The sequence below is a fragment of the Clostridium sp. AF17-21AC genome (assembly GCF_003461365.1).
Taxonomy (GTDB): domain Bacteria; phylum Bacillota; class Clostridia; order Lachnospirales; family Lachnospiraceae; genus Coprococcus; species Coprococcus ammoniilyticus.
This window is the reverse complement of record NZ_QTWY01000006.1, coordinates 122,443-134,216: the sequence shown is the minus strand read 5'-3', so window position 1 is coordinate 134,216 and position 11,774 is coordinate 122,443. Positions and strand designations below refer to the sequence as shown.

Annotated in this window: 10 protein-coding genes; 5 read left to right on the top strand and 5 right to left on the bottom strand. The window is 41.0% G+C overall.

The window, feature by feature from the left end:
• Positions 1–209: 209 nt before the first annotated feature.
• Entirely contained in the window at positions 210–905 is a 696-nt protein-coding gene (locus tag DWW85_RS10185) for a hypothetical protein (RefSeq protein WP_117808561.1), read from the top strand.
• Positions 906–1,243: 338 nt separating this feature from the next.
• Here DWW85_RS10185 and DWW85_RS10180 read toward each other — a convergent pair whose 3' ends face one another.
• The 3 genes from DWW85_RS10180 to metG all read right to left on the bottom strand — a co-directional run bounded on the left by DWW85_RS10180 (position 1,244) and on the right by metG (position 6,572).
• Positions 1,244–2,308: a DUF6382 domain-containing protein gene (locus DWW85_RS10180; protein ID WP_173784002.1), complete on the bottom strand. Its 1,065-nt coding sequence runs from the start codon at positions 2,306–2,308 to the stop codon at positions 1,244–1,246.
• A gap of 43 nt (positions 2,309–2,351) precedes the next feature.
• Positions 2,352–4,169 carry a glutamine--fructose-6-phosphate transaminase (isomerizing) gene (glmS, locus tag DWW85_RS10175; protein WP_021944015.1) on the bottom strand — a complete coding sequence of 606 codons (1,818 nt, stop codon included), beginning with the start codon at positions 4,167–4,169 and terminating at the stop codon, positions 2,352–2,354.
• Positions 4,170–4,535: 366 nt separating this feature from the next.
• The gene (gene metG / locus DWW85_RS10170) at positions 4,536–6,572 is read right to left on the bottom strand and encodes a methionine--tRNA ligase (RefSeq protein WP_117808559.1); all 2,037 of its coding nucleotides are present in this window, start codon (positions 6,570–6,572) and stop codon (positions 4,536–4,538) included.
• 311 nt (positions 6,573–6,883) lie between these two features.
• Here metG and DWW85_RS10165 point away from each other — a divergent pair, with 311 nt between their 5' ends.
• Positions 6,884–7,804: a DMT family transporter gene (locus tag DWW85_RS10165; RefSeq protein ID WP_117808558.1), complete on the top strand. Its 921-nt coding sequence runs from the start codon at positions 6,884–6,886 to the stop codon at positions 7,802–7,804.
• A gap of 90 nt (positions 7,805–7,894) precedes the next feature.
• Here DWW85_RS10165 and DWW85_RS10160 read toward each other — a convergent pair whose 3' ends face one another.
• A complete protein-coding gene (locus DWW85_RS10160; protein ID WP_117808557.1) occupies positions 7,895–8,272 on the bottom strand; it encodes a DUF2752 domain-containing protein in 378 nt (125 codons plus the stop codon).
• A gap of 9 nt (positions 8,273–8,281) precedes the next feature.
• The gene (locus DWW85_RS10155; protein WP_117808556.1) at positions 8,282–8,860 is read right to left on the bottom strand and encodes a DUF4234 domain-containing protein; all 579 of its coding nucleotides are present in this window, start codon (positions 8,858–8,860) and stop codon (positions 8,282–8,284) included.
• A gap of 366 nt (positions 8,861–9,226) precedes the next feature.
• Here DWW85_RS10155 and DWW85_RS10150 point away from each other — a divergent pair, with 366 nt between their 5' ends.
• The 3 genes from DWW85_RS10150 (at position 9,227) to DWW85_RS10140 (ending at position 11,650) form a co-directional block, all read left to right on the top strand.
• The gene (locus DWW85_RS10150) at positions 9,227–10,159 is read left to right on the top strand and encodes an ornithine carbamoyltransferase (RefSeq protein WP_021944020.1); all 933 of its coding nucleotides are present in this window, start codon (positions 9,227–9,229) and stop codon (positions 10,157–10,159) included.
• Positions 10,160–10,308: 149 nt separating this feature from the next.
• Positions 10,309–11,223 carry an aspartate carbamoyltransferase gene (gene pyrB, locus DWW85_RS10145; RefSeq protein WP_117808555.1) on the top strand — a complete coding sequence of 305 codons (915 nt, stop codon included), beginning with the start codon at positions 10,309–10,311 and terminating at the stop codon, positions 11,221–11,223.
• A gap of 13 nt (positions 11,224–11,236) precedes the next feature.
• Positions 11,237–11,650, top strand: a complete 414-nt coding sequence (locus DWW85_RS10140) for an aspartate carbamoyltransferase regulatory subunit (RefSeq protein ID WP_008400467.1) — start codon at positions 11,237–11,239, stop codon at positions 11,648–11,650.
• Positions 11,651–11,774 lie beyond the last annotated feature (124 nt).

Sequence of the window (11,774 nt, the reverse complement as noted above, 5' to 3'; positions counted from 1 at the left end):
TGCGCCTGCCATCGTCGTCTATTTCTGTGTGTTATACTTATGCATTCCAGTACAGATGCTCATTTTCTGTAAGCACTAATTGAAATGATTATAACACACCCTTATAGTTTTGCACAATTATTTTTTCTTAATTTAGTTACAAAGCACATATTTTGTGCTATATTGGACAAGGAAATCAAACCGAACTGTTAGGAGGAATTTTTATTACTATGAAACACACAAGAAAATGCCTGACCACTGCATTTATGATCCTGATCTGTCTTTTTGCTTTTACCGGCTGTGGTCAGAAAAAAGTTACCGCATACCAATCGTATGTAAAAAATCTTCTCGATGTTAATTATAAAGGTGATTACACCAATTATGTGAAACAGAATAAAGGAAATGAAACCGATGCACTTGCACTGTATCAGGACTGCCTTTCCAATCTCGCAAACCAATTGATCACACATTATAATCTGAATACCAACCAGTCTGTTGAAGTAAACCAGACTTTTACCACTGTTGCTGCCGCTATTTACAATGATGCACGATATGAAGTATCGGAAAGCTATAAAGAAAACGGGGACTACTATGTGGATGTAACCATATATCCACTGGCAATCCTTGACCAGTCCTACGATGAAATTATTGCTTATATTGAAGCCTTTAATAAAGACGTAGACGACGGTGTCTATAATGACGTTAAGAAAGAGGAATATGATAAAAAGTTTGCAAACGGTATTGCATCGATCCTTTCTTCTCATACCGAAAAACCACAGTACAAGGATCCTGTAGTCATCAAGGCACTTATCAACGATGACGGTGAATACTACAGCATCTCATCCGACAGTCTGAAGGAGATCGACCAGGCAATGATCGCCACTGAGACCGCTGACGCTACGGAAGCCGACACTTCCAAGGAATAAACGGGCGAAAGACAACAGCACCAATTTTTCATCTAAAAAAAGAACAATACCCTTTCACTACGCAGAACACTCTCGTTCTATTTCTCACGTAGCGGTACTAAACTCCCACCTAACGGTGGTTCGTTAAGGACCGACGTTCGTAACTGAGACCTTAGCGAGGCTCGCCGAGGTTAGTTCGAAGTTATACAGAGTAAAAAGGTCTGCTACATGAAAGATATTGTTCTTTTTTCTATCTATACATACTACACGCTGTTGTCTTTCTGCCTATTGATAAAATACTTACAGAATAGTTATATGAAAAGGCTTCGTCTGTCAGAAACAGGACGAAGCCTTTTGGTTTATTTCTCGCGGAATGTGAATTCCTCGTTTGCAAGTTTGAATTTGCTGCCATCGATCAGCATCATGTCTGTACCGCTGTTGATGATCTTGCCACCAAGATAGGTGTGGTTGGTTGATTTGTTATCACGCAGATAATAAACACCATTGACGTTGATGATATATGCATGACGACGGCTGACAGAATTGTTGTCTGTTACCTGATAATCAACACCCTGTGCAGACTTACCGATACAGAAGATCGGTTTGTCGATCTTAATCCGCTCACCGGTTCTGGTTCTTACGATAACAGGACCCGGTTTGCTCTTGGATGCATTCGTCAAAACAGTCGTTGATGTAATGTCTGAATCATCATCAAATCCGATATCATTACCGGAATAATCCTTAACTTCCTTTGCCAGTTTAAAACTTGGAATTGATACAACGGTTGTCTGTAATGGAACTTCCGTATCTTCTATTGCCTCTGCTTTCTGCGGTCTGACAATGAAATGCTGCTCATCCTCCGGATGAACATTGTTGTCGTTCTTCATATCTGTGATCATCTTGTAGAACTCTGACAGATAGAAAGATGGATTATGATCAAAGAATTTGATCAGTTCATATCCACAGTCTGAAGCTTTCTTATTCGCAAAGTCAAGCTTGTTTACCAGATCTCTGACAAACTTCTCCATATTGCATTTTTCCATCGGTTTATCGATTGGAAGGAATACAAGCTGAACACTCATATCTTCCAGATTCAGATACATGTATCCAATATTCAGGATAACCTTACCGAGTGGCATATCATTCGCCTTCAGGTACATCAACTGGTCAGCTATGCTGAACATAATATCCACCAGTTCGTCCCTGTGAATCTTCTTTGTAATAAACTGATTCATCGTAATCATGGCCGGAATCGAATATGTAAGCGCTCTCTGTCCGTCAATATACTCTTCATGGCAAAAGCTGTTGTTTCCTACAAATGATGTATTGTACAGCTCGACTTCATTATGAAGGATCTGGACATCATCTTCAATCTTAAAATATAATTTGTACTCATCGCACAAATATGTCTTCTCTGTGCTCATAATAACACCCTCCGCAATTATTCTCCAGCCACTCAAGTCCCATTTACTCTACAGTAACAGACTTGGCAAGATTACGCGGTTTATCTACATCCAGCCCTTTTGCATCTGATGTATAATATGCGATCAACTGCAAAATAACAGCCGCTGCAAATACAGTAAATAAACTATCCTGCTTAGGTATTCTTATATGCTTATCACATATCTGGGTGTCAGTAACTTCGTCACCCATACTAATTAGAATAACATATGCTCCCCTGGCTTTTACTTCCCTTATATTTGAAACCATCTTCTCGTATACAGCCGGCTGTGTCGCTAACGCGATAACCGGTACATTCTCTGTGATCAGAGCGATCGTACCATGTTTTAATTCACCTGCTGCGTAAGCCTCCGCATGAACATAGGATATCTCCTTCAACTTCAGAGCCCCCTCCAGTGAAAGAGTATAATCCATTCCCCTTCCGATAAAGAATGCATCCGGAGCCATCTTTATATAATTAGCAACAGTCTTGACTTCATCTGCCTGAAGCAGGGTTTCTTCTATTACCGGAATTGTTCCCAACAGTTTGCTGATAAATTCCTTTGCCTGCTCTTCTGAATAAATTCCTTTTACAAGTCCAAGCCTGCAGCCGATTAAATACATTGCCGCCATCTGAACCGAATATGCCTTTGTACTTGCAACTGCAATCTCCGGTCCGGCATGTGTATATAACACATAATCACTTTCTCTTGCGATCGTAGACCCTTTTACATTTACGATCGAAATAACCTTGGAACCACATCTTTTTGCCAGACGCATTGCTTCCAATGTGTCAATTGTCTCTCCCGACTGGGAAGTTACGATAACCAATGTCTTCTCATTGATCAGTGGTTCTTTATAACGGAATTCTGATGCGATCTCCACATTTACCGGTATACGAAGCTCTGATTCGATCATTGCTTTTCCTACGATTCCGGCATGCATAGCAGTTCCGCATGCAATGACTGTGATATTTTCACAATTTTTAAATACTTCATCATCAATCCCGTCTTCTGTAAAATCAGGGAGTGAATTCACAATTCTTGGTGTGATCGTATTTCTCAGGGATTCCGGCTGCTCATAAATCTCTTTTAACATGAAATGTGGAAATCCACCTTTCTGAGCGGCTGTAATATCCCATGTAATCTCTAACATCTGTGGTTTTACTTCATTGCCTTTCAGATCCTCAACCCGGATTCCTTCCTGTGTCATTGTAAGGATATGATATTCCGGCACAACAAAATAATCTTTTGAGAATGAAATGATCGCTGTCAGGTCTGACGCAATGATAGATCCTTCTTCGCTGTGTGCTGCTACCATCGGGCTGACATTTCTTACTGCATATATGATTCCAGGTCTGTCTGCAAACATAATGCAAAGCGCAAATGAACCCGCAATTATCTTAACCGCCTTCCGAATCGCTGCGATCGGATCACCATCATACAAAGTATCCAGCAGGGCTGCCACAACTTCAGAATCTGTTTCTGATACAAGCTTATCTGCCAGTCCATACTCTCTTATGATGTCACTGTAATTCTCAATGATACCATTGTGGATAAGAGCAACATTTCCACATCTGTGCGGATGCGCATTCGCATCTGTAACTCCACCATGTGTTGCCCATCTTGTATGTCCGATACCGCAAGTCGATGAATAATCTCCATCCTTACACAGTTCCCTGAGTTCGCTGACTCTTCCTGCCTTCTTCCGGATCGTTAATGTATCATCGTCATTTAAAAGTGCAATACCCGCACTGTCATAGCCTCTGTACTCTAACCGCTCCAGTCCATCGATCAGGATATCCTTCGCCGGCTTTCTGCCTGTAAAACCTATGATTCCACACATATATTCAATTATCTCCTTTCGGCTTATGATGCATATTTCTTTTTCTGTTCGTATATCTGTCTTTATCGTCCGCCAGATATTTTACTGCATCATCAAATTATCCGGTCATGCTGCTTTGTTTTGGAATCTCTTCCATATTTGGCATGCATGTGCGCATCCGGACTCTGCGTAGAGGCATCCGCCGAATTTTCGATAACCTCTATCCTCGTCACCCTTTTCGTCGTTGATCCAAAGGGACATGGCGCTAAGATTTCTAAATCTTTCAAAATCTGCTTTCCTCCATACTATAAGCAGACATTAAAATTTTATCATAGACCACCCAATAAATCAACGACTTCATATCTGTAGGGCTGCGTTTTCTATTAATTAGCTGATGAATGAACCACCTGGCAGATTCTTCTCGGTTGTAAGAAGGGACAGATTGCCCTCTGCATCCTCTGCACACAGCAGCATACCTTCTGATACAACTCCTGCAAGCTTGCATGGCTTCAGGTTTACGATCGCAACAACGCGCTTTCCAACCATTTCTTCCGGTGAATAGGAGCCTTTAATTCCCGATACGATCTGTTTCACATTGTTCTCACCGAATTTAACCTGAGAACATAAAAGTTTTCTGGAATTCTGTACTTCCTCACATGCAATGATCTCGCCGATCATCAACTGCATCTTCTCAAATTCTTCGATCGTGATCTGCTGTTTATTCAGAACAGACGGATCATTGTTAAGTGCAGCGACCTTAGCTTCTGCCTGTTTCATTTTCTTCTTTTCTTCGGAATTCTCTTTTTCTTCCTTCTGCTTCTTTGCTTTCTCGTAGATAGTTTCTTCTACCGGAGGTGCAAACTTGGCAACTTCTGCCATAACTTCCTTTACGTCCAGTCTTGCGAACAGGATCTCAGGAGTTTCTGTTACCTTGTTTCCGGATGGATAAAGTCCGAATCTTCCAAGCTCTGTTACCTTTCTCTTTGCAGCATTTAACTGGTTCAGGATCTTAACAGAGGTATCCGGCATATATGGCTCCAGAAGGGACGCACCGATCACGATGCTCTCAACCAGATTATATAATACGGTATTCAGACGATCCTGCTTTGTTTCATCTTTTGCAAGTGCCCAAGGCATGGTCTCGTCGATATATTTGTTGCATCTCTTGAATAAGGTGAAGATCTCTGAGATTGCATCTGCAACCTTTAACTTATCCATGCATTCTGCGACCTTGATACGGCAGTTTAATACGACATTCTTCAGATCTTCATCTACTTCTTCTATTACTCCGGTATTCGTAACTACGCCGCCAAAGTATTTGTTTGACATAGAGATCGTACGATTTACCAGATTTCCAAGTGTGTTTGCAAGCTCGGAATTGATTCTTTCTACAACCAGCTCCCATGAAATGATTCCGTCATTCTCAAACGGCATCTCATGCAGAACGAAGAAACGGACTGCATCCACACCAAACAGGCGGACCATATCATCTGCATACATTACATTTCCCTTGGACTTACTCATCTTACCGTCATTCTGGATCAGCCATGGATGTCCGAAGATCTGCTTTGGAAGCGGTACTCCAAGCGCCATCAGCATGATCGGCCAGTAGATCGTATGGAATCTTAAGATATCTTTTCCGATCAGATGTAAGTCAGCAGGCCAGTATTTTTTATATAATTCATCGTTATTACCGTCTACATCGTATCCAAGACCTGTAATATAGTTTGATAATGCATCGATCCATACATAGATAACATGCTTGTCATCAAAATCAACCGGGATACCCCATTTAAAGGATGTTCTGGATACGCACAGATCCTGAAGTCCCGGCTTGATGAAGTTATTGATCATCTCGTTCTTTCTGGACTCCGGCTGAATAAAATCAGGATTCTGCTCAATGTGCTTCATCAGTCTGTCCTGATATTTGCTGAGTTTGAAGAAATATGCTTCCTCTTTTGCTTCCTGTACCGGTCTTCCGCAGTCCGGACATTTGCCGTCTACAAGCTGTGAATCTGTAAAGAAGGATTCACATGGAGTACAATATTTTCCTACATATTCTCCCTTATATATGTCACCCTGATCGTACAGCTTCTTAAAAATCTTCTGAACCTGTCTCTCATGGTCTGCATCTGTTGTTCTGATAAATTTGTCGTAAGATGTGTTCATCAGATCCCAGATATTCTTAATCTCGCCTGAAATCTCGTCAACGAATTCCTTTGGAGTCTGCATGTTCTCAAAAGCCTTATTCTCGATCTTCTGACCATGTTCATCGGTTCCGGTCTGGAATCTTACATCATATCCTGCGAATCTCTTGTACCTTGCAATGCTGTCAGCCAACACAATCTCGTAGGTGTTGCCTATATGAGGTTTACCTGATGCATATGCAATGGCGGTTGTAATATAATACGGTTTTTTTGCCATTTCAAAAACCCTCCTTGATAAAACTACAAACACGAATGAAATGTCTGCGCTATTTTTTCTGGCAATCTTATGTGCTCAGATAACAAAAATTATATGCCTTTTTTGTGCAAATTGTCAACAGATTCCATTTGTTTTTATACAGTTTTTGCAACCTTCATCTCTAAATAAAATTATGTCTTTTTTTTCGGATTTCTTTTATGCTATAGTATGTCCGAACAGTGCGATCATGTAATACCGCACGACACATCTGTGGATCTGCCGTCATCTGTTACTGTTTAAAATTATACTTTTATTATTGAGGTTATTCTGTCATGAAAAATTTTTTAACGAAAACACCTGTTGTTATCACACTTGCACTCATCTGCTGTGCCTTATGGGGAAGCGCCTTTCCCTGCATCAAGATCGGCTACCGGATGTTTTCAATCGGCGGAAATGATACCGCATCCCAGATTCTGTTCGCCGGCATCCGTTTTCTGCTCGCCGGACTTATGGTTATCCTTATCTGCAGCTTCATATATAAAAAGCCTTTGATCCCACATAACAGGACAACGGTCAAACGTATCTTTATCCTGTCATTGTTCCAGACTATCCTGCAATACGTCTTCTTTTACATCGGTTTGGCAAATACGACCGGAAGCAAGGCAGCGATCATTGAAGCGACAAACGTCTTTCTGGCGATTCTTGTATCGGGTCTGTTATTTAAAATGGAAAAGGTTACATCCAAAAAGATGCTTGGATGTCTGATTGGATTTATCGGAGTTGTTATCATCAATCTGGGAAATGGTGTAGACGCGCATTTCTCTCTCACCGGAGAAGGCTTCATCCTGTTATCAACAGTGGCTTATGCTTTCTCTTCAGTTATCATCAAATATTTTTCCGATAAGGAGAATCCGGTTCTGCTCAGCGGCTGGCAGTTCTTTGTCGGCGGCTTCGTGATGATCCTTTGCGGACTTGCCGGAGGCGGACATATCGCAGGAGACTCCGCTCCTGCTGTCCTGCTTCTGCTCTATATGGCGTTCATCTCGGCCTGCGCCTATACATTATGGAGTCTGCTGTTAGCGCACAACCCGGTATCCCGGATCGCCGTCTACGGCTTCTCGAATCCGGTCTTTGGCGTACTGTTATCAGCTCTGCTTCTGCATGAAACATCTGCCTTAAACATCCGCTGTCTGGTCGCACTTGTTCTTGTCTGTGCCGGCATCATCCTTGCAAATAAAGAAAAAGCCGTATAAAAATACCATCTTTCATTCAACAAAACCTTACACTAAAACTTTTATAATGCTATGTTCTGTCAAATAAAAGATGGTATTTTATAAATTTTTTTATAAATTTCTCACAACGCCGAATATCAGCGCCGCCATGATCAGTATATAGATTAAAACCGTGTCCGCTGAACCCAGCCGATATGCGTCTCCTTTTATGTAGTTCAAATCTCCCCTGACTATCAGATATATGATACATGGTCCTGCAATGTACAAAAACGGATTATAGGAAAAGGATGTCCGTATCTCTCCTTTTAATAAAGACAGGCATGCTCTGGTTATCCCACAACCGGGGCACTGCCATCCGGTCAGTGTCCGGAATATGCAGGGTACTGCCAGACCGGTCAGTCTGACAAATACCGCATACAGGATTCCTGCTAAAAGAATAATGCTATCCCGATATATAATCTTTCGGACACGATTTTTCTTTTCTTCCATATATGTTTCTTACTGTCCGTTATATGGGTTGTTATTATCATTTCCATTGCTGTATGGATTATTGCCGCTCTGGTTGTAACCACCATACTGCTGGCTCTGATCATAGCCACCATACTGCTGATTCTGGTTGTATCCGCCGTTATATGGCTGCTGATTCTGGTTGTAACCGCCGTACTGCTGGTTCTGATTATAGCCGTTATACTGCTGGTTCTGATATCCACCATTATATGGCTGGCCATATCCGTTCGTGCCGCTGTACTTATTAATCGCATCCTGTGCCAGTGCGTAGTCGATAATTCCAAGTCCAAATAACTGAAGAACTACAAACAGGATACCGCTGTTGCTGGATGGCATACCGCCTCTGCTCTTAATGATATCGACCTTTTCACCCATCTTGTAAGCCCAGTACCATCCATAAATACCACAGGTAACAAGTGTAAGCAGCAGTGCCATTCCGCCACCTGCCAGTTCATTCTCACCCGACATCTCATTTGTATCGTCTGTAATACATACAAACCAGTAAAGTCCATAAATACCACAGGTAACGATCGTCAATAAGATACACATACCAATACTTCTTTGTTTCATACTTTCCTCCTTGCCGATGCTCCTTCCGCATCTCTGATTTCATATAATAAAAAGTATAAAATATTTATAAACTGCTGTCAATGAAGTCTGTACCAAAATATTGCTTATTCTGCTATATTTATGCATAATGTACCAGTATCTATCTGTTATCGTCCTGTATGTTTGCAAAATAAATACAAAAAAATTGAAAAAAAATACATATCGTGATACAATTTGTTTTTCCGTTATTATTTCAATAACAATATTATAAATATGCCCTGCTTCTCTATTTTATGTTATATGAATATATGCAATTTTTCTGTATAATTTATGCATATATGCGAAGCAGTGACGGATACATACTATTTTAAAGAAGAGGTGTCAGTTATGAAAAACATGTTAAACTTCAAGGAATTCACAGCAGATGAGCTGATGGATATCCTGAACCTTGCTCTGGATATGAAGAAGAATCCGGAGAAGTACAGCGAATCCTTAAAAGGAAAGAAACTTTATACTTTATTTGAAAAGACATCAACCAGAACCTTTCTTTCATTTGCAACCGGCATTACCGAGTTAGGTGGTACCTACTACAACCAGTTATGGAAGGACTCCAACTTTGTACTCGGCGAGCCTGTTTCCGAGATCAAATATGTCTGCCGTAATGTTGATATCATCATGGCACGTCTGATCAAAAATGAAACTGTTGAATTATTTGGCAAGAATGCTACGGTTCCATTTATCAACGGCTGTGATAATTCCTACCATCCATGCCAGATCCTTGCAGATGCCCTCACGATCCTTGAGAAGTTTGGAACTCTGGATGTCAATCTGATGTACATCGGTGCAAAGAACAATGTATTTAACTCCCATGTTGAATTCTTCTCCAAGATGAAGAAGGGTACGTTATACGGACTGACTCCACTTGTAAATGAGACAGCCTGTGGTCCTGATTTCTATGAAGAAGCAAAGAAAAGCGGCCATTATATCGAGCTTGATCCTGCCATGTCCATGGAAGAAGCAAAGGAATATGCAAATAAGATGGATGTCCTCTACACAGATACATGGGTAGATATGGAATTCTTCAACAATCCTGCTTACCAAAAGCAGAAGGAAGAAACCCTTGCAAAGATGATGCCTTACCAGTTAAACGGCGACTTCACAAAAGACAGCAAAGCGATCGTATTCCACGATATGCCAATGCATGTCGGCTTCGAAATCTCTCAGGATGTCGTAGATAAGAACCTCGATCACATCCTAGACGAGGCAGAAAACCGTCGTCATGCTGAAAAGGCCGTAATGTACACACTCTTAAATTCATAAAACCATGGAATGTTGATAACCGCCTGTGGCGATATAACAGTATGCCCCCCGGCGGTTATTTACATTCCATGGTTTTACCGGAAAAACCGGTTGCATGGCATTCAGGCAGGTGCTATAATCGGGGATAGCAAATTTGTAAGGAGGCCGCCATGAAACATCTGATAGACCCAATGGATTTAAGTTTGGAAGAGCTCGATCACATTTTAAATCTTGCTCAGGATATTATTGATCATAAAGAAAAATACAGTGAGTTATGCAAAGGCAAAAAGCTCGCTACTTTATTTTTTGAACCAAGTACAAGAACTCGTTTAAGTTTTGAAGCCGCCATGATGGAATTAGGTGGTAATGTACTTGGTTTTTCTTCTGCCAGTTCATCATCCTCATCTAAGGGTGAAAGCGTTGGTGACACAGTAAAGGTTGTAAGCTGTTATGCAGATATCATAGCCATGCGCCATTTTAAGGAAGGTGCTCCGATGCTTGCATCCATGAAATCCGATGTACCGATCATTAATGCAGGTGACGGTGGACATAACCACCCAACACAGACACTGGCTGATCTTTTAACGATCAAACGTGAAAAAGGAAGACTGGACAACCTTGTGATCGGCTTCTGCGGAGATCTGATGTTTGGACGTACCGTTCATTCTCTGATCAAAGCAATGTCCCGTTATGAAAATATCAGTTTTGTGCTTATTTCACCGGATGAATTAAAAATTCCTGATTATATCCGCACAGAAGTGATCGAGAAGAATAATATACCTTATAAGGAAGTTTCATCTATGGAGGATGTGATCGGAGAACTGGATATCCTCTATATGACAAGAGTACAGAGAGAACGTTTCTTCAACGAAGCAGACTACATACGATTAAAGGATACCTACATACTGGATAACAGTAAGATGGCACTTGCCCGTCCGGACATGTGTGTCCTGCATCCGCTGCCACGGGTAAATGAGATTGCTGTTGAAGTGGATGACGATCCAAGAGCATGTTATTTCCGTCAGGTATTAAATGGTAAATATGTCCGTATGGCATTAATTGCCACACTGCTTGGTTTAGCATAGGAGGTACAAACAGATGAACATAGACAGTATTCAAAATGGTATCGTACTTGATCACATTGCTGCAGGCAAGGCACTCCAGATCTATAATGACCTGCATCTCGACAAGCTGGACTGCTCCGTAGCAATTATCAAAAATGTCAAAAGCCAGAAAATGGGTAAAAAGGATATCTTAAAGATAGATCAGGATATCGACATCAACCTTGATGTCCTTGGATATATCGATCCGGATATCTCCGTTAATATTATCCGTGACGGAAAACTGGTGGAAAAGAAAAATATTGAGCTTCCGGAACGTCTGGTAGGTATCAAGAAATGTACCAATCCGCGCTGTATAACCTCAACCGAACAGGGAATCCAGCATATCTTTAAGCTTACAGACAGAGCACACCGGATTTATCGTTGTATTTACTGCGAAGCAGATAAATAATTTTACTTGCTATTTACTTTTCGCAAAAATATGCTATAATCTAGAAGTTATCTGTGCGGTAAAGTATCGAAAAAACGACAGAAATTTTAACCGGACTTTTTAAATATGTTTATAAATATTTAGA

Coding starts and splice junctions, on each gene's coding strand:
- DWW85_RS10150 (WP_021944020.1), top strand. CDS start 9,227: ATGAAAAACATGTTAAACTTCAAGGAATTCACAGCAGATGAGCTGATG.
- pyrB (WP_117808555.1), top strand. CDS start 10,309: ATGAAACATCTGATAGACCCAATGGATTTAAGTTTGGAAGAGCTCGAT.
- glmS (WP_021944015.1), bottom strand. CDS start 4,169: ATGTGTGGAATCATAGGTTTTACAGGCAGAAAGCCGGCGAAGGATATC.
- DWW85_RS10155 (WP_117808556.1), bottom strand. CDS start 8,860: ATGAAACAAAGAAGTATTGGTATGTGTATCTTATTGACGATCGTTACC.
- metG (WP_117808559.1), bottom strand. CDS start 6,572: ATGGCAAAAAAACCGTATTATATTACAACCGCCATTGCATATGCATCA.
- DWW85_RS10185 (WP_117808561.1), top strand. CDS start 210: ATGAAACACACAAGAAAATGCCTGACCACTGCATTTATGATCCTGATC.
- DWW85_RS10165 (WP_117808558.1), top strand. CDS start 6,884: ATGAAAAATTTTTTAACGAAAACACCTGTTGTTATCACACTTGCACTC.
- DWW85_RS10180 (WP_173784002.1), bottom strand. CDS start 2,308: ATGAGCACAGAGAAGACATATTTGTGCGATGAGTACAAATTATATTTT.
- DWW85_RS10160 (WP_117808557.1), bottom strand. CDS start 8,272: ATGGAAGAAAAGAAAAATCGTGTCCGAAAGATTATATATCGGGATAGC.
- DWW85_RS10140 (WP_008400467.1), top strand. CDS start 11,237: ATGAACATAGACAGTATTCAAAATGGTATCGTACTTGATCACATTGCT.